General features: G+C 54.5%; 22 protein-coding genes. 7 read left to right on the top strand and 15 right to left on the bottom strand.

Annotation, left to right across the window (positions count from 1 at the left end):
- Nucleotides 1-60: 60 nt before the first annotated feature.
- The 8 genes from fusA to fkpA all read right to left on the bottom strand — a co-directional run bounded on the left by fusA (nt 61) and on the right by fkpA (nt 6210).
- On the bottom strand, nt 61-2175 hold the full coding sequence (gene fusA, locus NCTC9997_RS01325; RefSeq protein WP_010862735.1) for an elongation factor G: 2115 nt from the start codon (nt 2173-2175) through the stop codon (nt 61-63).
- 84 nt (nt 2176-2259) lie between these two features.
- Complete coding sequence (gene rpsG / locus NCTC9997_RS01320; RefSeq protein ID WP_010862736.1) at nt 2260-2730, bottom strand: 30S ribosomal protein S7; 471 nt, start codon at nt 2728-2730, stop codon at nt 2260-2262.
- Between the two features lie 91 nt (nt 2731-2821).
- Complete coding sequence (gene rpsL / locus NCTC9997_RS01315) at nt 2822-3196, bottom strand: 30S ribosomal protein S12 (protein WP_010862737.1); 375 nt, start codon at nt 3194-3196, stop codon at nt 2822-2824.
- Between the two features lie 198 nt (nt 3197-3394).
- Nucleotides 3395-3685, bottom strand: a complete 291-nt coding sequence (tusB, locus tag NCTC9997_RS01310) for a sulfurtransferase complex subunit TusB (protein WP_064977133.1) — start codon at nt 3683-3685, stop codon at nt 3395-3397.
- Between the two features lie 115 nt (nt 3686-3800).
- Entirely contained in the window at nt 3801-4160 is a 360-nt protein-coding gene (gene tusC, locus NCTC9997_RS01305; RefSeq protein ID WP_064977132.1) for a sulfurtransferase complex subunit TusC, read from the bottom strand.
- Between the two features lie 22 nt (nt 4161-4182).
- Nucleotides 4183-4605 (bottom strand): sulfurtransferase complex subunit TusD, encoded by a 423-nt coding sequence (gene tusD / locus NCTC9997_RS01300; RefSeq protein ID WP_064978402.1) that lies wholly within the window; start codon nt 4603-4605, stop codon nt 4183-4185.
- Nucleotides 4580-5302 (bottom strand): helix-turn-helix transcriptional regulator, encoded by a 723-nt coding sequence (locus tag NCTC9997_RS01295; protein ID WP_010862742.1) that lies wholly within the window; start codon nt 5300-5302, stop codon nt 4580-4582. Before NCTC9997_RS01295 ends, tusD begins: the two co-directional genes overlap by 26 nt.
- 131 nt (nt 5303-5433) lie before the next feature.
- The gene (gene fkpA, locus NCTC9997_RS01290) at nt 5434-6210 is read right to left on the bottom strand and encodes an FKBP-type peptidyl-prolyl cis-trans isomerase (RefSeq protein WP_010862743.1); all 777 of its coding nucleotides are present in this window, start codon (nt 6208-6210) and stop codon (nt 5434-5436) included.
- Between the two features lie 287 nt (nt 6211-6497).
- On the opposite strand from fkpA, the gene NCTC9997_RS01285 reads away from it, so the two are divergent.
- Nucleotides 6498-6719: a SlyX family protein gene (locus tag NCTC9997_RS01285; RefSeq protein WP_010862744.1), complete on the top strand. Its 222-nt coding sequence runs from the start codon at nt 6498-6500 to the stop codon at nt 6717-6719.
- Between the two features lie 168 nt (nt 6720-6887).
- Here the strand turns inward: NCTC9997_RS01285 and slyD are convergent, their stop codons facing one another.
- From slyD to kefG, 4 genes are all read right to left on the bottom strand, one after another.
- Nucleotides 6888-7496: a peptidylprolyl isomerase gene (gene slyD, locus NCTC9997_RS01280; RefSeq protein WP_064977131.1), complete on the bottom strand. Its 609-nt coding sequence runs from the start codon at nt 7494-7496 to the stop codon at nt 6888-6890.
- 86 nt (nt 7497-7582) lie between these two features.
- Nucleotides 7583-7783, bottom strand: coding sequence for a YheV family putative zinc ribbon protein (locus tag NCTC9997_RS01275; RefSeq protein ID WP_064977130.1), 201 nt, complete (start codon nt 7781-7783; stop codon nt 7583-7585).
- On the bottom strand, nt 7776-9587 hold the full coding sequence (kefB, locus tag NCTC9997_RS01270) for a glutathione-regulated potassium-efflux system protein KefB (RefSeq protein ID WP_010862747.1): 1812 nt from the start codon (nt 9585-9587) through the stop codon (nt 7776-7778). Before kefB ends, NCTC9997_RS01275 begins: the two co-directional genes overlap by 8 nt.
- A complete protein-coding gene (gene kefG, locus NCTC9997_RS01265) occupies nt 9580-10176 on the bottom strand; it encodes a glutathione-regulated potassium-efflux system ancillary protein KefG (RefSeq protein WP_010862748.1) in 597 nt (198 codons plus the stop codon). The genes kefB and kefG overlap by 8 nt, the downstream gene beginning before the upstream one ends.
- A gap of 117 nt (nt 10177-10293) precedes the next feature.
- Between kefG and NCTC9997_RS01260 the strand changes: the two genes are divergently transcribed.
- The 6 genes from NCTC9997_RS01260 to NCTC9997_RS01235 all read left to right on the top strand — a co-directional run bounded on the left by NCTC9997_RS01260 (nt 10294) and on the right by NCTC9997_RS01235 (nt 17743).
- On the top strand, nt 10294-12225 hold the full coding sequence (locus NCTC9997_RS01260; RefSeq protein WP_064977129.1) for an ABC transporter ATP-binding protein: 1932 nt from the start codon (nt 10294-10296) through the stop codon (nt 12223-12225).
- 253 nt (nt 12226-12478) lie between these two features.
- Nucleotides 12479-13444, top strand: a complete 966-nt coding sequence (locus NCTC9997_RS01255; protein WP_039045985.1) for a hydrolase — start codon at nt 12479-12481, stop codon at nt 13442-13444.
- A 63-nt stretch (nt 13445-13507) separates the two neighbouring features.
- Nucleotides 13508-13726, top strand: a complete 219-nt coding sequence (locus NCTC9997_RS01250; RefSeq protein WP_010862751.1) for a YheU family protein — start codon at nt 13508-13510, stop codon at nt 13724-13726.
- Nucleotides 13727-13767: 41 nt separating this feature from the next.
- The gene (locus NCTC9997_RS01245; RefSeq protein ID WP_010862752.1) at nt 13768-14649 is read left to right on the top strand and encodes a phosphoribulokinase; all 882 of its coding nucleotides are present in this window, start codon (nt 13768-13770) and stop codon (nt 14647-14649) included.
- 304 nt (nt 14650-14953) lie between these two features.
- The gene (crp, locus tag NCTC9997_RS01240) at nt 14954-15586 is read left to right on the top strand and encodes a cAMP-activated global transcriptional regulator CRP (RefSeq protein WP_010862753.1); all 633 of its coding nucleotides are present in this window, start codon (nt 14954-14956) and stop codon (nt 15584-15586) included.
- A 102-nt stretch (nt 15587-15688) separates the two neighbouring features.
- Nucleotides 15689-17743, top strand: a complete 2055-nt coding sequence (locus NCTC9997_RS01235) for an FUSC family membrane protein (RefSeq protein ID WP_064977128.1) — start codon at nt 15689-15691, stop codon at nt 17741-17743.
- A gap of 70 nt (nt 17744-17813) precedes the next feature.
- Here the strand turns inward: NCTC9997_RS01235 and NCTC9997_RS01230 are convergent, their stop codons facing one another.
- The 3 genes from NCTC9997_RS01230 to astA are packed head-to-tail and all read right to left on the bottom strand — an operon-like array spanning nt 17814 to nt 21183.
- A complete protein-coding gene (locus tag NCTC9997_RS01230) occupies nt 17814-18650 on the bottom strand; it encodes a DUF1338 domain-containing protein (RefSeq protein WP_064977127.1) in 837 nt (278 codons plus the stop codon).
- Nucleotides 18651-18669: 19 nt separating this feature from the next.
- Entirely contained in the window at nt 18670-20133 is a 1464-nt protein-coding gene (gene astD, locus NCTC9997_RS01225; protein WP_064977126.1) for a succinylglutamate-semialdehyde dehydrogenase, read from the bottom strand.
- Between the two features lie 30 nt (nt 20134-20163).
- Entirely contained in the window at nt 20164-21183 is a 1020-nt protein-coding gene (gene astA / locus NCTC9997_RS01220) for an arginine N-succinyltransferase (protein ID WP_064977125.1), read from the bottom strand.
- Nucleotides 21184-21191: the final 8 nt, after the last annotated feature.

The following is a 21191-nucleotide window of genomic DNA, read 5'->3' as shown; positions in this document are numbered from 1 at the left end:
GCTCTCCCCTGAGGAGAGAGCACGGGACTTAGGTTTAAACCTGGGTTTTAATCCTGTGGATTACTTACCACGGGCTTCAATAACGGCCTGAGCAACGTTGTTTGGCGCATCATCATACTTCAGGAATTCCATAGTGTATGATGCACGACCTTTGGTCAGAGAACGCAGCTGAGTTGCATAGCCGAACATTTCAGACAATGGAACTTCAGCATGGATCTTAACGCCAGTTACGTCGGATTCCTGACCACGCAGCAAACCGCGACGACGGCTCAAGTCACCGATAACGTCACCGGTGTTCTCTTCCGGAGTTTCTACTTCAACCTTCATGATTGGTTCAAGCAGAACTGGGTTTGCTTTCTTAAAGCCTTCTTTAAAGGCAAGAGACGCAGCCAGTTTAAACGCCAGTTCAGAGGAGTCAACGTCGTGGTAAGAACCGAAGTGCAGACGAACACCCATGTCAACAACTGGATAGCCAGCCAGAGGGCCAGACTTCAGCTGTTCCTGGATGCCTTTATCAACGGCTGGGATGTATTCGCCAGGAATTACACCACCCTTGATGTCGTTGATGAACTCGTAACCTTTCGGGTTAGAGCCCGGCTCCAGTGGGTACATGTCGATCACAACGTGACCGTACTGACCGCGACCACCAGACTGCTTAGCGTGTTTACCTTCAACATCGGTAACTTTCGCACGAATCGCTTCGCGGTAAGCAACCTGAGGTTTACCCACATTCGCTTCAACGTTGAATTCACGCTTCATACGGTCAACGATGATGTCCAGGTGCAATTCACCCATACCGGCGATGATAGTCTGGCCAGACTCTTCGTCAGTCCATACACGGAAAGACGGGTCTTCTTTCGCCAGACGGCCCAGAGCCAGACCCATTTTTTCTTGGTCAGCTTTGGTTTTTGGTTCAACTGCGATGGAGATTACCGGCTCAGGGAATTCCATACGCTCCAGAATGATTGGGTGATCTGGGTCACACAGGGTGTCACCAGTGGTCACGTCTTTCAGACCGATAGCTGCAGCGATGTCGCCCGCACGAACTTCTTTGATCTCTTCACGCTTGTTAGCGTGCATCTGTACGATACGACCAAAACGCTCACGCGCTGACTTCACGGAGTTCAGGATGGTATCACCGGAGTTAACCACACCAGAGTAAACGCGGAAGAAAGTCAGGTTACCCACGAATGGGTCGGTAGCGATTTTGAACGCCAGTGCAGCGAACGGCTCTTTGTCACTTGCGTGACGCTCAGCCGGAGTATCTTTACCGTCGTCTAGGATGCCGTTGATCGCAGGAACGTCAACTGGGGATGGCAGGTAGTCAACTACCGCATCCAGCATCGCCTGAACACCTTTGTTCTTGAACGCAGAACCACAGGTTACCAGGATGATTTCGTTGTTCAGAACGCGCTGACGCAGAGCATTTTTGATCTCTTCTTCAGTCAGTTCTTCACCACCCAGGTATTTCTCCATCAGCTCTTCAGAAGCTTCGGCAGCGGATTCGATCAGGTTCTGGTGCCATTCGTCAGCCAGATCCTGCATGTCAGCTGGGATCTCTTCGTATTCGAAGGTCACGCCTTGGTCTGCATCGTTCCAGTTGATGGCTTTCATTTTCACCAGGTCGATAACACCGGTGAAGCCTTCTTCAGCACCAATTGCCAGCTGCAGCGGAACAGGGTTCGCGCCCAGACGGGTTTTGATCTGACCAACAACTTTCAGGAAGTTAGCACCCATACGGTCCATTTTGTTAACGAACGCGATACGAGGTACTTTGTATTTGTTAGCCTGACGCCATACGGTCTCAGACTGTGGCTGAACGCCACCTACCGCACAGTAAACCATTACTGCACCGTCCAGTACACGCATAGAACGTTCTACTTCGATGGTGAAGTCAACGTGTCCTGGGGTGTCGATGATGTTTACGCGATGCGGTTCATACTGCTTAGCCATACCTGACCAGAATGCAGTAGTCGCAGCGGAGGTGATGGTAATACCACGCTCTTGTTCCTGTTCCATCCAGTCCATGGTGGCTGCGCCGTCATGAACTTCACCGATTTTGTGGTTTACACCGGTGTAGAACAGAATACGTTCGGTAGTAGTAGTTTTACCGGCGTCAATGTGAGCACTAATACCGATATTACGGTAGCGCTCGATAGGAGTAGTACGAGCCACGATGTCTTCCTCTATGAACTAAGGGCGTTCTTCTGTCGGAAAATAGGAAGTGCAGACTCCCAACAGAGTCTGCACTTTTCGGTATTACCAGCGATAGTGAGCGAACGCCTTGTTGGCTTCAGCCATGCGGTGAACGTCTTCACGTTTCTTAACTGCAGTACCTTTGTTGTCTGCAGCATCAGACAGTTCGTTCGCCAGACGCTGAGCCATGGATTTTTCACCGCGCTTACGAGCAGCTTCAACCAGCCAACGCATGCCCAGCGCGTTACGACGTACTGGACGTACTTCTACAGGCACCTGGTAAGTAGAACCACCTACACGGCGTGCTTTAACTTCTACTGCTGGACGAATGTTTTCCAGAGCAGTTTCGAAAGCTACCAAGTGATCTTTGCCAGAGCGCTGAGCCAGGATGTCCAGTGCAGTGTATACGATTGATTCAGCAGTAGACTTCTTACCGTCTACCATCACAACGTTGATGAATTTAGCCAACAGCTCAGATCCGAACTTTGGATCCGGCAGAATTTTACGTTGACCAATCACGCGACGACGTGGCATAGGAATTCTCCGTTTAAAACTTCAGGTTATCCAAAACTCAAAGAGTTTTTGATTTGTAAATGGGTGTTTGGCCTTACTTAACGGAGAACCATTAAGACTTAGGACGTTTTACACCGTACTTGGAACGAGATTGCTTACGGTCTTTAACGCCAGCGCAGTCCAGAGCGCCGCGAACGGTGTGATAACGCACACCTGGCAGGTCTTTAACACGACCACCGCGGATCAGAACTACGGAGTGCTCTTGCAGGTTGTGACCTTCACCGCCGATGTAGGAGGTAACTTCAAAACCGTTAGTCAGACGAACACGGCAAACTTTACGCAGAGCGGAGTTTGGTTTTTTTGGAGTGGTGGTATATACGCGAGTACATACGCCACGCTTTTGCGGACACGCTTGCAGCGCTGGAACGTTGCTCTTTTCAACGTTCTGGGTGCGCGGTTTGCGTACCAGCTGGTTAATAGTTGCCATTAAATATAGCTCCTGGTTTTACTTCGTAAACACGTGAAAAATCCTCCCCAGAGTATGGGGACGCAGCATTCTAGGATCGTGCCTTAAAGGTGTCAAGAAATATACAACATATGCATTTAAGGCAAGCTTCAAGTGTACTGCAGTTTGGCTATTCAGGGTACCGCAAACGCTGATTTTATCACCAACGCTGCTGGCAATTCAGTACGCCAGTTGTTGTGGATATTGCTCGGTGAGCGCAACCCAACCTGAATAATCAATAAGTTGTATCTGCGACAGCAATCGTTCTGCGATACCGCGCGCCTGCGCATCAGCCTGCAGAACATAGACTTTGACCGGACTGGCGGCCAGAGGTTCCGCAAACTCGCTGCCGGCGAGTGCGGCGAGGACGCCATCACTCCACAGTAACAGGGCGTCTTGCGCGGTGGCCAGACGCAGGATGTCAGTCAACGCTTGGCTGGCAAACGGTGAACTGGACAGGGTGTACAGCATAACGGCACTCCTTGAATCCGGATCAAGGTGGAGACAGAGATGGACACAATAACAGTCACGATGGGGCGCCAGCAGCACGGTGCAGAACCACGCCGCCGCCGTGGCGCAGTAGCCATCAAAAGGTCAGTATGGTGTCAAAACCTTGCAGGGTCTGCAGCAACTCATCTTGCTCTAGGCGCTGTGGGTTGAGCAGCAGTGGGCATTGGGCGTCCAAACCGCGGCGGCGCAGATCCGGCAGGTTGACGTAACACTGGGTGATGTCATACAGCGGCAATAAACCGAAGGTAGCGATATAGTCGCGACTTAGGATCAGCTGCGGTTGCTGCTCGGGTAGCAGTTGCAGTACGCCGTCGCCGATAAAAAAGACGCCCAGATCTTCGCTAAACGCTGAGGTGGCCAGTAAGGCGTCCAGCCCTTCCCGTCCGGCAGCGCTGCCGTGTGGAGCATGGGTAAAGACAAATGCGATGCGCTTCATCGGTAAGCACTCTCTTGGGATCTTAAAACTGCACGACGCGATCACAGGTCAAGGCGGCCTGTGCCAGTTCCCCCAACCCAGCCAAGGTAAAAGCTGGGTGTAAGTTAGCCGCGCTCAGTTGCTCTTGTTCGGCTTGCGCGGCATCCACCACGCCACGGCGCAAAGCCGCCGCGACACAGACGTTCAACGCAATATCATGCGCGGCCGCAAGATCACGCCATGCGTTGACCAGATGAAATTCATCACTGGCCGGCGCGGTCAGGGCGTTGGCATTGAGTACCCCATCGCGGTAGAAAAAAACCTGACTGATGCGATGGCCGCGCGCGAGCAAGGCACCGGCAAATTGGTAAGCACTGAGCGCCGCTTGTTGGCCATACACCGGGCCGGTCACCAACAAGGCGTAATTGAGCGGTTGAGGATTAGTCGCTGCCACTACTGAGGTCATCATTTTTGAACTGACGGATATATAAGTATACGGTGTGTTTGGAAATATTGAGGCGATCGGCCACTTGGTTGATGGCATCTTTGATGTCAAAAATCCCTTTCTCATACAGCGCCAACACAATCTGACGGTTCTTCAGGTTGTTGGAGACACTGCGATCGTTGTTCACTTCCTCAATGGTAAATTCCAGCGTTTGTGCCACCAGTTCATCAACTGAGCTGGCGAAGTTAACGTTAGACGGCGTTTCCCGCGCTTCTTCAGGCATAAAGGCTTTCAGCACTTGCGAGAACGGCGCATCTAAGTTGATGTTGATACACAACAAACCAATCACCCGATTTTCACGATTGCGGATCGCGATGGTGATGGATTTCATCAGCGCCCCGCCGCCTTTGGCGCGGGTGAAATAGGCGCGGGATACGCTGGCATCTTCCATGTCATGCAGCATACGCAAGGCCAAATCGGTGATAGGTGAGCCGATGGTGCGACCGGTGATTTCGCCGTTGGCGATCCGTACCGCGGAGTGCTTTAAATCTTCGAGCGAATGCAAGACGATTTCGCAATGTGAGCCAATCAGCGCAGCCAGACCATCAACCACGGCATGGTAGGAGTTCAGGATCTCGTGGTCCTGCTCACTGAAAGGCCGGTGATCGAGTAAATCGTGCTCTGACAGCACATCATTTAAGATAAGCTCATTCGACATTTCCATCTCGCATAGATTTCAGCAGGTTAACTTTTCATGGATTGTAACAGAAAGGTCAATTCTGGCGCGGAAAAATAAAAGCCGACACTCAGGCCGGCTTTTGTCTGCTCGTGAAAATGTGACGAGTGCGCTTATTTAGCCGCAGCTGGCGCTTCCACTTTCAGCAGTTCCACTTCGAACACCAGTGTGGAGTTAGGTGGAATGCCTGGGGTACCGTCAGCACCGTAAGCCAGCTCTGGCGGGATCACCAGCTTAATTTTACCGCCCGCTTTGATTTGCTGCAGACCTTCGGTCCAGCCTGGGATCACACGGTTCAGAGGGAACGTGACCGGCTCTTTACGATCGTAAGAGCTGTCGAATTTCTTACCGTCAATCAGGGTGCCGACGTAGTTAACCACTACGGTATCGGTCGCTTTCGGTGTTGCTCCGGTACCTTCTTTCTCTACCAGATACAGCAGACCGCTCTTGAGGCTCTTCACGCCTTTTTCTTTGGCGAATTTAGCGCGGAAAGCATCACCAGCTGCGGCGTTTGCTTTGGCTTGCTCAGCCATTTTGGCTTGGGCCAGCTTGCTGATCTTCATATCCAGCGCCTGCAGGGTTTGCTGGATTTCGGTATCGTTCATTTTGGATTTGCCGTTAAAGGCTTCTTGCATCCCTTTCAGAACTTCTTCGCGGCTCAGGTTCATGCCGATGTTTTTCTGCGCATCTAAGTTGGCAGAAACATAACGCGCCATGGAAGCCCCGATTGCGTAGGCTGCCTGCTGATCTTCATTCGCAAAACCGGCCACTTTTGGCGCAGTCACATTCGCTGGCTCTGCCGCCGGTGCTCCGGCTGCCATCACAGCGCCGCTGCCTAAAGACAGTGCGAGTGTCATCGCGATCAGCGATGATTTAAATGCTGGTTTCATTCTTCCTCCATGGGCGGGCAACGTGCCCGCACGATACCTTACGCGTAAAAGATGTGCGTAGTAATCAATATACTCGCGATTGGCGAAACTGCACAGGGCGTCCGAAAGCAATCTGTATAAATTCATTGCGACGACAATTATTTAGTGTAGATGATCTTTGTCTGTCAGCACTGTACCGGCAGATTTGACCGCACAGCGGTTGGATAATTCCCTCAAATAGGGTTTAATCGCGTTTTTGTGGCCGCCGGTGCCTAAGTACCGGCCATCAACGGGTGTGAGGCACGTGAATGAGCGAGTTAGCAGCATTACAGGCACGGCTGGATCATCTGGAAAGCCGTCAGGCATTTCAGGAAGTGACCATCGAAGAGCTGAATAAGGTCATTATCCAGCAACAAATTGAGCTGGAAAAATTGCGTACCCAAGTACGCTTTGCGGTCACCAAGTTACGGGAAGTGCAAGCCTCGCCAGTGGCTTCGCAGGCGGAAGAGACGCCTCCGCCGCATTACTGATCTCGGCATAATTTCGAGTAAATAGTCTCGGGAAAGTCGCGTGGCGTGAAAATCGCATTACGTGCAAGCCGCGCCATAAAAAAGGGCACCCTAGGGTGCCCTTTTGCTATCTTTTCGATGTTGCTCAGTGAGTGTGAGGATGCTCGCGCACCACCACTCGACCGGCTATCAGTGCTTGCAACCGCAACCACCGTGGTTACCACAACCACCTTCGTGGCCATGATCGTGGTCATGACCGTGACCGTGACCACCGCAGCAACCTTCGCCTTCACCGTGGCCGTGACCGCCGCAGCAGCCGCCTTCGTGTGAGTGCGCGCCGTGCACGTGACCGTGCTCCAGCTCTTCGGCAGTCGCTTCACGTACTGCAACCACTTCCACTGCGAAGTGCAGTGCTTGGCCAGCCAGCATGTGGTTACCGTCAACAACAACGTAGTCGTCGCCCACTTCGGTTACTTCTACTGGTACTGGACCTTGATCGGTATCCGCCAGGAAGCGCATGCCAACTTCGATTTCGTCCACACCCAGGAACACGTCTTTTGGTACGCGCTGAACCAGGTTGTCGTCGTAGTTACCGTAAGCTTCTTCAGCTGGAATGGTAATTTCGAAGCTGGCGCCAGCTTCACGGCCTTCCAGGGCATTTTCCAGGCCGGTGATCAGGTTGCCGTTACCATGCAGGTAATCCAGCGGCGCGCTGACCGGAGATTCGTCCACCAGCACACCATCTTCTGTACGTACTTGGTAGGCCAGGCTGACCACCACGTCTTTAGCAATTTTCATGGCAACTCCTGCCGTCGGTAGAAAAAGGATTATCTTTCGCGCGCCGATTGTAGCGGAAATCGGCAGTGCGCGGAAACCTCACAATGTTAATCCGGGCGAAAAACCCCGATTATTTGCTCGTCTGGGCGTTTGTGCTGTTCGATGTGCGCGGCGGCTTGCGTCTGGCTATGACCGCATTGCACGCACTCGACCACTTCGGTTTCCAGCTCCCGGTACAAAGCTAAGGTGTCCTGTTGCTGACAGTGTGGACACACGGCTCCGGCGATAAAGCGCCGACGTTTATTCATCTTCAACATCCCATCCTTGATGACGCAGACTTTCATTTTGCATCTCGCGCTCGAAAATATCATCCAGTTCGCGCCGCGCTTCTTTGACCCGCGAGATCTCGGTCACGCCCGCTTGATGCTGTGGCATCAGGTCACGCAGCATCTGCATGTCTAAGCGTTTGAAATACTGCTGCGCGCGGTAGGCGCGGTGCGGATGCATGCCGGTGGTCACCAACGCTTTTTTCCCTAACTCCAAGGCGCTGGAGAAGGTTTCGCGGCTAAATAAGGTAACGCCTGCGCTCAGCAGTGCGTGAGCCTCCACCCGCCCACGAGCACGAGCCAAAATCTGCAACTGTGGGAAGTGCTCTTGGCACAGGTGCACAATCTGCATGTTGGCTTCGTGATCGTCAGCGGCGATCACGATGGAATCGGCCTGTGCGGCACCGGCAGCGCGTAACAGCTCCAATTGCGTGGCATCGCCGTAATACACTTTGTAGCCGTAGCGGCGCAAGAACGACACTTGGTTCGGGTCGCGCTCCAATACCGTGATTCGCACTTTGTTAGCACTCAACAGTCGACCGACAATTTGGCCAAAGCGACCGAAACCGACGATGATCACCTGCGGCTCATCATCCTCCACATGCGGTTGCTCTTCGCTGACCGTTTGGGTGTTGAGGGCCTTGGCCAACCAGCGGTCGAGCAGCTTCATCAGCAGCGGCGTAGTCATCATCGACAAGCTCACGCTCACCAGCAGCAACGCCAGTTGCTGAGAGTCGATCACTCGGCTGGCAGCGGCGGCTGAGAACAGCACGAAAGCAAATTCCCCGCCCTGACTGAGCACCACCGACAACTGTAAGCGACTGGTCCGGCGCAAGCGGAACAAGATACTGACCAAAAACAGCACCGCCGCTTTAACGCTGACCAAGACCAGCACCATCAAGGCCACCCACAGCGGATCGGTGAGCAAAATGCCTAAGTTGACCGCCATACCCACCGAGATGAAAAACAGCCCCAACAACAGCCCTTTAAATGGCTCGATGGCAATTTCCAGCTCGTGACGAAACTCGCTCTCGGCCAACAACACGCCGGCGAGGAAAGTACCCAGCGCCATCGACAGGCCAATCGCCTGCATCAAAAAGGCGGTACCGAGCACCACCAGCAGCGCCGCAGCGGTAAAGACTTCACGCACACCGGTATTGGCAATCATGCGGAACAATGGGCGCAGCAGATAGCGGCCGCCCAGCAGCAACGCGGCCACGCCACCAACCCGGATCGCAATCATCGACCAGTCCGTGGTGTCACTGGCGCCCACCGCCAACATGGGGATCAAGGCCAACACCGGCACCACCGCCATGTCCTGAAACAGCAAAATGGCAAAGCCCGACTGCCCGCCATCGTTACGGGTCATGCCGTACTCGCGCATCAACTGCAAGCCCATAGCGGTGGAGGACATCGCCAGCCCCAGACCACTGATCAAGGCACTTTGCCAGCTAAAGCCAAGTAACAGCAGCAGCCCCATCAATAAGCCGGCGGTTAATAACACCTGTAACGCGCCGAGGCCGAAAATGGGTCGCCGCATCTGCCACAGTTTGCCGGGATTTAACTCCAAGCCGATGATAAACAGCAGCAACACCACCCCAAGTTCGGAGAAATGCAGTACCGCTTCCACATCATTAATCAGACGTAAGCCCCAAGGGCCAATGGCCATACCGGCCAGCAAATAGCCGAGAACCGCACCGATCCCCGCTTTACGTGCCAACGGCACGGCAATCACCGCCGCGCTCAAAAATAAAATTACATCATGCATGGAGCCGGTTTCAGACATCAGACTCGATCTCCAACTCAGATTCAGATTCGATCGCCAGCGGGGCGGTGAGCCACTGCTGGAAATTATGGACATGGGTTTGCATCACGTGCGGTTGCAAGTGGCGCGCCCAGTAGATCACTTGCGGGGCTATCCACTGCATTCGGCATAAGGCCGCCGTCAACTCGAACGGGCGCAGAATCTCTTCAATCGGATAGCGGTTATAGCCGGTACGGCTGTAAGCACGCGCCGGCCCGCCGATGGTGATCACCGAGTGCCAGTGCTTGCCCATCAAGGCATCGCCCTGTTTACCGTGGGCAAAATCTTTGACCAGCACCCGATCCATCCACTCTTTGAGGAGCGCCGGACAGCTGTACAGATACAACGGATGCAAAAACACAATCACATCGAAATCACGCAGCAGCGTCTGCTCGCGCTGCACATCGATAAAGAAATCCGGATACTGGGCGTACAAATCGTGTACGGTGACATTATCCAAGGCCGCCGCACCGTCCAGCAGTGCACGGTTCGCCACCGATTCTTGCAGATCCGGGTGGGCGACAATCAATAAAACGTTGGGTGGCGTCGGGGAAAGGCTCCGTTCGCGCATTCATTACTCCTGCTTTGCGTCACCTGAAGGTCGTCAGTGACCTGAATTTCCGTTACCATGCAGGCCTGTTTTTTTGGCATTTCTCGCATCAGCTCTCGCTCGCAAAGGCAACCTGCAATGATCGTATTTTCTAATATCCAGTTAATCCGCGGCAATCAGATGTTGCTGGATAACGCCAGCGCTACCATCAATCCCGGCCAGAAAGTCGGCCTGGTGGGAAAAAACGGCTGTGGTAAATCTACCCTGATTGCCTTGATTAAAGGCGAGCTTACTACCGATGCCGGTTCCATCTCCGTACCCGCCCACTGGGCGATGGCCTGGGTGAATCAAGAAACGCCGGCACTGGATATGCCTGCTATTGAGTATGTCATAGATGGCGACCGAGAGTACCGACAACTTGAACAGGCATTAGACTGCGCCAACCACGACAATGACGGGCACAAGATTGCCGAACTGCACGGCAAACTGGATGCTATTGGCGCGTGGTCGATTCGCTCCCGCGCTGCCAGCTTACTGCATGGCTTAGGTTTTTCGTCTGAACAGCATGTGCAACCGGTGAAAAGTTTCTCCGGTGGTTGGCGAATGCGCCTGAACTTGGCGCAAGCCCTGCTGTGTCGCTCTGACTTATTGCTGCTGGATGAACCGACCAACCACTTGGATCTGGACGCCGTGATCTGGCTGGAAAAATGGCTCAACAGCTATCGCGGCACCTTAGTGCTGATTTCCCACGACCGCGATTTCCTCGATCCGATTGTCGATAAGATTTTGCACATCGAGCAGCAACGCATCGATGAGTACACCGGTAACTACAGCTCCTTTGAAGTGCAGCGGGTGACTAAACTGTCGCAGCAGCAATCGCTGTATGAAAGCCAGCAAGCCAAAGTAGCCCATCTGCAATCGTTTATCGATCGCTTTAAAGCTAAGGCTTCCAAGGCTAAACAAGCCCAAAGCCGAGTGAAAGCCTTGGAGCGTATGGAGTTGATTGCCCCTGCGCACGTGGATAACCCATTTCGCTTTAGCTTCCGTGCGCCGGAGAGTCTGCCGAATCCGATTTTGAGCATGGAAAAAGTCAGCGCGGGCTACGGCGAGAAGATTATCCTCAACTCCGTGAAGCTCAACTTGGTGCCCGGCTCGCGTATCGGTCTGCTGGGGCGCAACGGCGCGGGTAAATCGACCCTGATTAAACTGCTGGCCGGAGAGCTGGCGCCGCTACACGGGGTGGTTGAGCTGTCGCGCGGCATCAAGCTCGGCTACTTTGCCCAGCATCAGCTGGAAACCCTGCACCCAGAAGAAAGCCCGCTGGTACATCTGGCGCGTTTAGCACCGCGAGAAACCGAACAGCAGCTGCGTGATTATCTCGGCGGCTTCGGTTTTCGCGGTGATAAAGTCACCGATCCGGTGGCGCCGTTCTCCGGTGGTGAGAAAGCCCGTCTGGTGCTGGCGCTTATTGTGTGGCAACGCCCGAACCTGCTGCTGCTGGATGAACCGACCAACCACTTGGATTTGGACATGCGCCAAGCGCTGACCGAAGCGCTGATCGACTTCGACGGCGCGATGGTGGTGGTTTCGCACGACCGTCACCTGCTGCGCTCGACCACCGACGATCTCTATCTGGTGCATGACGGTCAGGTCGAGCTGTTCCGCGGCGATCTGGATGATTACCAGCGTTGGCTGAGCGAAGAGCAAAAGCGTGAGCAACAAGACAGCCCTGCGACCAGCAGCACTGGCGACAAAGACAACACCAACAGCGCACAAGCCCGTAAAGAGCAAAAGCGCCGCGAAGCGGAATTCCGTCAGCAAACCCAGCCACTGCGCCGTCAGCTGACCAAACTGGAAAAAGAGTTGGAAACCTTAACCAGCAAGCTGCAAGAGGTGGAAACCCAGCTGGCCGATCCGGCGCTGTACGATGCCAGTCAGAAAGTGCGCATGACGGAGCTGTTGTCATTGCAAGTCAGCACCAAAAACGCGCTGGAAGAAACCGAGATGGCGTGGCTGGATGCCCAAAGTGAACTGGAAAACCTGCAGCAGGCTTTTGACACGTTAAGTTAAGCTCACGCAAGCAAGTTCACCAAGAAACCTAGTCCGTCACTGAATCGCCCCTGAGATGCCGCACTGCCGGTATCCCAGGGGGTGCATCGTTTTACCCCTTCCTCATAGCGCAGTGATAGATTTCAGGGATAAACGCGCCCCCATTTCCTTTTGCCGCAAAATCCGGTATCAACGTAGATTACGTTCTTATTGGATTGCTGATGTGACACCTATGTCTGCCAGGATCTGCGCGGCACATGAGCCGGCCGCCTTCATGCCTTTTCATCCCTTACGCGGTGCGCACAACCCGCACCTGCAAACGCTGTTGCCGCGCCTGCTGCGCCGCCAGCCACAATTTACCCCGATAACGCAAACGCTGGAGACGCCGGACGGCGATTTTCTCGAGCTGGCGTGGACCGAAAGTCCGCTGACCGCCAAACACAAACCGCGCGTGGTGCTGTTTCACGGTCTGGAGGGCAATTTCCACAGCCCGTATGCCCACGGACTGCTGCAAGCGATCCGCGATGCGGGCTGGTTGGGGCTTTTGATGCATTTTCGCGGTTGTGGCAGTGAGCCCAACCGTTTAGCGCGCGCCTATCACTCTGGCGATACCGCCGATGCCCGCTTCGTGTTGCAGTGGCTACAACTCAATTTTGGTGAGCAGAACACAGCGGCCATCGGTATTTCCCTCGGCGGCAATATGCTGGCGCGCTATCTAGCCGAATATGGCACAGACAGCCTGTTGCAAGCTGCGGTCACGGTTTCGGCGCCGTTTGCCCTCGAACCCTGCTCGCGTCGCCTCGAACAGGGCTTTTCGCGTATCTATCATCAGTACCTGCTGGGCAAAATGAAAAGCAACCTGCTGCGCAAAATGACGCTGCGGCGAGTGGATTTACCGCTGAGCCAAACGGAGATCCGCCAGCTGCGTCGCTTACGCGATTTTGACCATCTGCTGACCGCCCCGCTACACGGCTTTGACAGCGCCGAGGATTACTACCAGCGCTGCAGCGCCCTGCCGGTACTGGCGCATATCACCGTGCCGACCTTGATGCTACATGCCAAAGACGATCCCTTTATGACCGAGGCAGTGATCCCGCCGCAAGGCACGCTGCCGGCCAATATTGAGTATCAGCTGACCGAGCATGGTGGCCATGTCGGGTTTGTCGGCGGTACTTGGCAGCAGCCACAGATGTGGTTAGAGCAGCGTATTCCCCAATGGCTGCGCCCTCATTTAGAATAAGGCTAGCCCTCTGCGGGAATACCTCTGCGCGACAGCCGATCTATCTTGGAGCCTATTGAACCGATGATCATTCCTTGGCAACAACTTGAACCAGAAACCCTGAACAATTTGCTGGAATCGTTTGTCCTGCGTGAAGGCACCGATTACGGCCAGCAAGAGATGAGTTTTGCCGAAAAGACCGAACAGCTACGCCGCCAGCTGCAAAGCGGTGAAGCGGTGCTGGTGTGGTCGGAATTGCATGAGAGCCTGAATATCATGCGTCGCGACGAATTTAACGGTTAAGCGCGGTTTTATGCCGCTGCGTACCTGAGCAAGGAGTGCTTATGTCTGCGTTACATCCGATTATTGCGGTCACCGGCTCCAGTGGTGCGGGGACGACCACCACCAGCCGCGTATTCCGCAAGATGTTCAAAAAGATGCAGCTCAATGCCGCCTTCATCGAAGGGGACAGTTTTCACCGCTATACCCGCACCGAAATGGATACCGCGGTGCGCCGCGCCCGCGAGCAAGGCCGACATATCAGCTATTTTGGCCCGGAAGCCAACGATTTTGGCCGCTTAGAGGCCTGCCTAGCCCGCTATGCGCAATCCGGCGATGGCGAAGTGCGCAAATACTTGCACACCTTCGACGAAGCCGTACCTTACAACCAGCTACCCGGCACCTTTACCGATTGGCAGCCGCTGCCGGAAAACTCGGACCTGCTGTTTTATGAAGGCTTGCACGGTGCGGTGGTCACCGAGCAGCACAATGTGGCGCAGCATGTGGATTTGTTGATTGGCATGGTGCCGATCGTCAATCTGGAGTGGATCCAAAAACTGGTGCGCGATATTCATGAACGCGGCCACTCGCGCGAAGCGGTCATGCACTCGATCGTGCGCTCGATGGATGACTACATCAACTTCATCACCCCACAGTTTTCGCGTACCCACATCAACTTCCAACGCGTGCCGACGGTGGATACCTCAAACCCGTTCGCGGCCACCAGCATTCCCAGCATGGATGAGAGCTTTGTGGTGATCCACTTTCGCGAAGATTTTCAGGTCGATTTTCCCTACCTGCTGGCGATGATTCAGGGGGCATTTATTTCACGCATGAACACGCTGGTGGTACCGGGGGGCAAAATGGAATTGGCGATGGATCTGATTTTGACACCGGCAGTGGCCAAATTATTGCGAACACAATCTGTGCAATCGCAAAAATCGTGAAATAACCTGCACATTTGACAGACAATTTCGCCTAATTTGTCACAAGAGTTGGCTTTTTCGCGCTCAGCTAGTGGGATTTAATGATAAAAAACGTGCGGTGTGCCACAGGCTGGATCAAAATCAGAGCATCATTAAATTAGGCCGCTAGAATGCTACCCAATGAGAGGTAGCCTTGCAGCAGAACCCACGAGTCAATATGCTAAGGTCACAATACGTGTACAAAACGTAGAGATTGTCGGGCTGCGTTACACAGGGAAATATTGCTAGTCCTGTCGTATCAAGCGACTATGTAGAGGAAATATAAATGGTTCTTGGTAAACCGCAAACAGACCCTACCCTTGAGTGGTTTTTGTCTCATTGTCACATTCATAAATACCCATCCAAGAGCACGCTGATCCATGCAGGCGAAAAGGCAGAAACGCTGTACTACATCGTCAAAGGTTCCGTCGCTGTTCTGATTAAAGATGAAGAAGGTAAGGAGATGATCCTGTCCTATCTGAATCAGGGTGATTTTATTGGTGAACTGGGGCTATTCGAGGAAGGTCAGGAGCGTACTGCTTGGGTACGTGCCAAGAGTGCCTGCGAAGTGGCCGAGATCTCTTACAAGAAATTCCGTCAGCTGATCCAGGTTAACCCGGATATCCTGATGCGTCTTTCTGCCCAGATGGCTTCCCGTCTGCAGACCACCTCGCAGAAAGTGGGCAACTTGGCCTTCTTGGACGTAACTGGTCGTATCGCACAGACACTGCTGAATCTGGCCAAACAGCCAGACGCGATGACCCACCCAGACGGCATGCAAATCAAGATCACCCGTCAAGAGATCGGCCAGATTGTTGGCTGCTCCCGTGAAACGGTAGGTCGTATCCTGAAGATGCTGGAAGATCAGAACCTGATCTCCGCCCACGGTAAAACCATCGTGGTGTACGGCACGCGTTAATCTCCGGTTACTTTTCCGGTTTCAGGTAAAAGGCGCTTTTTAGCGCCTTTTGTGCTTTGATCTCAGAAACAGCCTGTTTTTTATGTCAGCCAAGAGCGGCTCATGAGATCGTTAAAACACCTGCTTCTTCATCCTGAATTCAACTTCGGCCTACGACAGACGCTGATTGTCGCTATTCCAGTGCTTACCGCGCTGGCGCTCGGCAATGTCATGTATGGCCTGCTGCTATTTTTATCCGTCCCTTGTTGTACGGTCGCCGGTTTAGACGCGCCGCAACAGCACTATCTGCGCCGCGTAGTCACCGTCGCCGCCATCTTTGCCTCTGCCAGTTTGTTTGTCGGTGGTTTGCTGCAATTGGGGCTACCGGAGCCGCTGATTTTACTGTTATTGGCGCTGGTGTATGGCGTTGTGCGGGAAATCAGCAGCCAAAATACCAAGCTGATGCCGGCATGCTTAGCGGCCGGCATTTTGACCTTAGCACTGCTGAAAATCTTCCCCTTCTGGCAAGCTGCGGGGGTGTTTTTAATTGGCGTGGCTTGGTTTGGTCTGTTTACTTTTTGCTGGATCCATCTGTGGAAATTCGTGCCGCTACGCGACACGCTCAACAAGTCTTACCGCGCCTTGGCCGATTATCTGGACAGCAAATATCAGGTATTAGTGAATGCCACTGACCCAGAGCAAGCCAGCTTAGTGTTACTGCAAAAACAGCAAAACCTGATGGAGTTGCTGTCGCAAAGCAGCCAATTATTGAATCAGTTAGATGCGCAAAGCTGGCCTGGTGGCCAGAAAATGCTACGTCTGTACCAAACTGCGCTGGATCTGCAAGAGCACATTACCAGCAGCCTGAATCAACCGCAGCGGGTACACGATGAGATTTGTGCCTGTCAGGCACAAGCGGTGATCTTGGGCAATGTCAGCATGATGGTGCAGCGCCTGCGCGCGATTGCCGACAGCATCCTGTACGCAGACCGACTCGCCGACTTTGATATGCAGGCGGGCCTGAATGACTTACAGCGGTTACAAACACAGCACCCTGACAGCGAAGTCCTGCACTTTTGCGCCTATCACTTCGGCCAAGTGGCACGCTTGCTGCAAACCCTGCGTCCGACCTACGAGCGCGAGCTGTGCCCACGCATCCCCGATCCGCCACTGCTGACTGCACTCAAAAATTACCTGAATTGGAATGCCTCTTCACTGCGCATGGCGGCACGCAGTGGCGTAACCTTAGCCATTGGCGCGCAAATCGGTGCCTTGCTCTCGCTACCGCGCTCGTATTGGGTCTTGCTGACCATCGTGCTGGTGATGCAAAGCGGCTATAACGCAACCAAGGTGCGCATTCAGCATCGAGCGTACGGCACATTACTGGGCTTGGTGCTCGGCACCGGTGTGCTGCTACTGAACCTGCCGCAAGCATGGCTGCTCGGGTTTATGTTTATCGGCACCTTGATTGGTTTTTCGCTGGTGCACAATCACTATGGTTGGGCGGTGGTGCTGCTCACCGTGATGGTGGTCTGTCTGCTGCAATTGCTGACGCACAACAGTGCGGCATTCTTGGTGGCGCGGATGGAAGATACCCTGCTCGGCTGCGTACTGGCGTTTCTCAGTACCACCTTGCTGTGGCCACAATGGCAAAGTACCCGTCTGCTGCAGTATGCCAATGCGCTGCTAGACAGTGTCGGCGAACACATGCACCGCTTAATCCATATGTTGGAGCGCCAAAGCATCAGTGCTGCTGAATTAAGTTTGTCGCGCATCAAGGTCAACCAAGCGCAGATGGATTTACACAACTCTTACGCACAAGCACTGCAAGAGCCAGGCTATAACAGTTTGTACCTTAAAGAGATCCTACTGTGGCAAGCGCATAGCCAGCAGCTCATCGAGCATATCAACAGCATGACGGTGGAGATTCGTGAGGGCGCAACTGAAGCCGAAGGCAATCTGCAGGCCTACCGTGAAGCGCTAGAGTTTGCGATCCAAGCTTGTCAGCAGCAGCTGGCTAACCGCACACCGCTGGCGGATAACAGCCTACAAAGCTTGCCGCTGCCGAGCTTACCGCCCGAAGACAGCGCGCTCGATCATCACTTCTATCGCATCTTATCGCACTTAAGTGAGATGTATGCCTTGTCGGGGATGGCAGTTGCATCGCGTCATCTGTGACTTCTCACGCTCTCACACGAGCCTGCCGATGATGACATCGCGTGAGAGCGTGCTAGTGTGGTAGCGTGAGTTAGTGCTGGCGGGTATCGGTACTGCTGAAGATGCTGGTTGCCGAACTTTCGACAAAGCCTTGGAACAAGGTGCCATCTTCTTGCGGATAACGCAGGGCAAACTCATAAAAGCAGCCCGGAATGGCGCAGGGTTGGTCACTAAAATGCACCATCACCGGATCGGCGAGCGTGGCGGACTGCTCCAGCTTCTGCGCTGGTGAGCCTTTGATCACCCCGCCTTGCTGATTCAGCGCAATCGCATGCTGCTCCAGTAAGGCATTAAACTGCGGCAAGGTATGAAAATCTTGCAGGTCATTGACCGATAAGGTGAAGTGATTAGCGCGAAAACCGAATGCTGCCAGCCACGCGGCATACTCGCTCTCCGCCAGCAGCAACTGGTAATCCGCCAGCGACAATTGCCAGAGCCGACCGGCCGCCAAGCCGAGGGGGCTATCGAACATATTTTCCGGCAATTGCGCCACCAGCGCCGCAATTAACTGCTGCGCCAACGGTGAGAGTTGGTCAACTTCCAGCTGGGAGATGAAAATCTTCGGTTGGCGCGGATCGAGGTGTTCCAAATGCACAGCGGTGAGCTTGCGTTCGACAAACTGATAGTGCCCTTCCACGCTGTAACCGAGCGCATCGAGCAACGGCAATAACCGTGATAAACCGGTCGCCGGTAGATTGAAGGTGCGCAGCGCCAGATGGTCATTAATCAGCGCCGCATCCTCGCCCAATAAGCGATTGACCTCACTCACCACCGGTGTGATGGCTATATAGTCTTGCCACCAGCGCTGTAACAAGCCATCTAAGTCACTGCCCGCGGTGCTGGGGTTATCCAGAATGAAGTTTCCCATGCTAATCCTCCTCTGCCTGTCAGAGTGTTAACCCGGGGCTAAGTTGAGCCGGCAAGGTGGCATGATCCAATTCCAACGAGGCAACCGGATAGGCGCAGTAATCGGCGGCATACAGTGCCGAGGGCCGATAGTTACCGGACGCACCACAGCCACCGAAAGGCGCAGCACTCGATGCGCCGGTCAGTGGACGATTCCAGTTGACGATCCCGGCGCGGATCTGAGTACGAAACTGCTGATACAGCGCCGGATCATCACTGAACAAGCCCGCCGCTAGCCCGTAACGGGTCTGATTCGCCCACTCTAGCGCTTGCGCAAAGCTCTGATAACGCTGCACTTGTAACAAAGGCCCAAAATACTCTTCATCCGGTAACGCGCTCACAGCGCTAACATCCAAAATCCCTGGCCGTAAAAAAGCTGGCCCTAATGCAAGCGGCTGCAGCGGTAACAACGCTTTAGCGCCCAATGCCAGTAGCTGCTCTTGCGCCTGCAGCATCTGCGCGGCCGCGGCATTGCTGATCAGCGGCCCACAAAATGGCTCCGGGCGTTGCTCTGGCGCGCCGATCAGTAACTGCTGAGTGGCCTGCACTAAGCGCTGTAGTAGCGCATCGCCCTCATCACCGATCGGTAACAGCAAGCGGCGCGCACAGGTACAACGCTGGCCGGCGGTCAGAAAGGCCGATAGCAGGATGTCGTGCACCACCGCTTTATGATCGCTCACCTGTTGCACGATCAGCGGGTTATTCCCCCCGAGCTCCATCGCCACAATGCGCTGCGGGAACGCCAGCGATTGCTGCGCCAACAGCCGTCCGGTACGCGCACTGCCGGTAAACAGCAGGCCATCAAGCTCCGGCGATGCCGCCAGCACAGCGCCAACCGACACGCCACCTTGCACCAGATTCACTACGCCATCCGGTAGACCGCTTTGTTGCCACAGCAATGCCAGCGCCTCGCCAGTCGCCGGCGTCAGCTCGGAGGGTTTAAACACCACCGTATTTCCGGCCAGCAGCGCCGGCATGATATGCCCATTAGGCAGATGGCCGGGAAAATTATACGGGCCAAACACCGCCATCACCCCGTGCGCGCGGTGGCGTACATGTGACACCCCCTGCGCCATCGGCTGCTGCCACTCACCACTGCGACTTTGGTAAGCCCGCCAAGAGATCTCGGCTTTGCCCAACATGGCGGCCAGTTCATTGCGACTTTCCCACAGCGGCTTACCGGTTTCGGCGCTGATCAAGCCGGCCAACCAGCTTTCTTGCTGGCGCACCTGCTCATTAAAATGCTGCAAATAGACAAAACGCTCATCAGGGCTAAGTTGCTGCCACGCCGGCCATGCGGTGCGTGCCGCCTTGAGCGCGGCCTGCACCTGCGCCTCAGTGGCGGCGGCACCTTGCCACAGCAACGCACCACTGGCCGGATTGTACGAATGCAGGACGCCCCCTTCCCCCGGTAACCAGCGGCCATCAATCAATAAACCGGACATGACGCCTCCTTGAATGCGCTGTGCTGCGCGTTATAACGGCAAAATCCGCACGCGGTCGCCGTCACTGATCTGCAAAAGCTGCGCGCTCTCATGGCTGATATGCGCCTCGTGCAGCTCTTCATCCACCGAAACCATCCCCAAACAGGCGCGAAAACGCTGGAAACGGGTCGAACTGATCAAGTGCAAACTGCCGCGGGTGGTATCTTCCATCACGCACGCTTTCATGCGCCGACTGTGACGTACGGCGCGGATGTCATTGCGCGCACACTCCACGGTCGGGCCGGCATCGAAGATGTCGACGTAGCCACGATGGTGAAAGCCCTCTTCCAGCAGCAACTGCAGCGCCGGTCGAGTTTGTGGATGCACTTGCCCAATCACCGCCTGCGCTTCAGGGCTGAGCAAGTTGATATAAATCGGGTGGCGCGGCATCAGTTCAGCGATAAAGCGCTTGTTTCCCGTGCCAGTGAGGCGATCGGCAGTACTGAAATCGATGTCAAAAAAGTGGGTGCGTAACCACTGGAAAAACGGCGAGTCGCCGTGTTCATCCGAAATCCCACGCATCTCGGCAATCACGGTTTCGGCAAAGCAGGCGGCAAACTCGGCGATAAACAACAAACGGCATTTCGACAGCAATTTGCCATGCTGACCGTGGCGATAAGCCGGCAACAAAAACAGCGTGCACAGCTCGGTGACGCCGGTGTAATCATTGCACAGGGTTAGGGTTTCTACAGTTTTGTAAACATTCAGCTCACGCGAGACATGCACCGCCTTGGCGCGGTGATAACTGTAAAACGGGTGCGCCAGACCGACACAAGACTCAATCGCGGTGGTACCCACCACCTGACCGGTATCAGTATCTTGGGCGACAAACAGAAAATCATACTCCCCCGGCGCAGTGGGGTGAGCCGCAAATGCCTGCTCGGCCTGTGTAATACGTTCAAGCAGGCGCGCCTCATCAGCCGGCAATGAGGTAAAGCCAAAGCCAGAGGCCTGTGCACACTGCATCAGCGCCGCCAAATCGGCACGGGTAACCGGACGGACGACCAGCATAGCGCCTC

Source organism: Plesiomonas shigelloides (assembly GCF_900087055.1).
Lineage (GTDB): Bacteria > Pseudomonadota > Gammaproteobacteria > Enterobacterales > CAMTGL01 > Plesiomonas > Plesiomonas shigelloides.
Note: the sequence above shows the minus strand (reverse complement) of the source record. Positions and strands in the feature narration are given on the sequence as shown.

What these genes read in the sequence shown, in the direction of transcription:
- rpsG (WP_010862736.1), bottom strand. Translation starts at nt 2,730, where the DNA reads ATGCCACGTCGTCGCGTGATTGGTCAACGTAAAATTCTGCCGGATCCA.
- rpsL (WP_010862737.1), bottom strand. Translation starts at nt 3,196, where the DNA reads ATGGCAACTATTAACCAGCTGGTACGCAAACCGCGCACCCAGAACGTT.
- tusB (WP_064977133.1), bottom strand. Translation starts at nt 3,685, where the DNA reads ATGCTGTACACCCTGTCCAGTTCACCGTTTGCCAGCCAAGCGTTGACT.
- tusC (WP_064977132.1), bottom strand. Translation starts at nt 4,160, where the DNA reads ATGAAGCGCATCGCATTTGTCTTTACCCATGCTCCACACGGCAGCGCT.
- tusD (WP_064978402.1), bottom strand. Translation starts at nt 4,605, where the DNA reads ATGACCTCAGTAGTGGCAGCGACTAATCCTCAACCGCTCAATTACGCC.
- NCTC9997_RS01295 (WP_010862742.1), bottom strand. Translation starts at nt 5,302, where the DNA reads ATGTCGAATGAGCTTATCTTAAATGATGTGCTGTCAGAGCACGATTTA.
- fkpA (WP_010862743.1), bottom strand. Translation starts at nt 6,210, where the DNA reads ATGAAACCAGCATTTAAATCATCGCTGATCGCGATGACACTCGCACTG.
- NCTC9997_RS01285 (WP_010862744.1), top strand. Translation starts at nt 6,498, where the DNA reads ATGAGCGAGTTAGCAGCATTACAGGCACGGCTGGATCATCTGGAAAGC.
- slyD (WP_064977131.1), bottom strand. Translation starts at nt 7,496, where the DNA reads ATGAAAATTGCTAAAGACGTGGTGGTCAGCCTGGCCTACCAAGTACGT.
- NCTC9997_RS01275 (WP_064977130.1), bottom strand. Translation starts at nt 7,783, where the DNA reads ATGAATAAACGTCGGCGCTTTATCGCCGGAGCCGTGTGTCCACACTGT.
- kefB (WP_010862747.1), bottom strand. Translation starts at nt 9,587, where the DNA reads ATGTCTGAAACCGGCTCCATGCATGATGTAATTTTATTTTTGAGCGCG.
- kefG (WP_010862748.1), bottom strand. Translation starts at nt 10,176, where the DNA reads ATGCGCGAACGGAGCCTTTCCCCGACGCCACCCAACGTTTTATTGATT.
- NCTC9997_RS01260 (WP_064977129.1), top strand. Translation starts at nt 10,294, where the DNA reads ATGATCGTATTTTCTAATATCCAGTTAATCCGCGGCAATCAGATGTTG.
- NCTC9997_RS01255 (WP_039045985.1), top strand. Translation starts at nt 12,479, where the DNA reads ATGCCTTTTCATCCCTTACGCGGTGCGCACAACCCGCACCTGCAAACG.
- NCTC9997_RS01250 (WP_010862751.1), top strand. Translation starts at nt 13,508, where the DNA reads ATGATCATTCCTTGGCAACAACTTGAACCAGAAACCCTGAACAATTTG.
- NCTC9997_RS01245 (WP_010862752.1), top strand. Translation starts at nt 13,768, where the DNA reads ATGTCTGCGTTACATCCGATTATTGCGGTCACCGGCTCCAGTGGTGCG.
- crp (WP_010862753.1), top strand. Translation starts at nt 14,954, where the DNA reads ATGGTTCTTGGTAAACCGCAAACAGACCCTACCCTTGAGTGGTTTTTG.
- NCTC9997_RS01235 (WP_064977128.1), top strand. Translation starts at nt 15,689, where the DNA reads ATGAGATCGTTAAAACACCTGCTTCTTCATCCTGAATTCAACTTCGGC.
- NCTC9997_RS01230 (WP_064977127.1), bottom strand. Translation starts at nt 18,650, where the DNA reads ATGGGAAACTTCATTCTGGATAACCCCAGCACCGCGGGCAGTGACTTA.
- astD (WP_064977126.1), bottom strand. Translation starts at nt 20,133, where the DNA reads ATGTCCGGTTTATTGATTGATGGCCGCTGGTTACCGGGGGAAGGGGGC.
- astA (WP_064977125.1), bottom strand. Translation starts at nt 21,183, where the DNA reads ATGCTGGTCGTCCGTCCGGTTACCCGTGCCGATTTGGCGGCGCTGATG.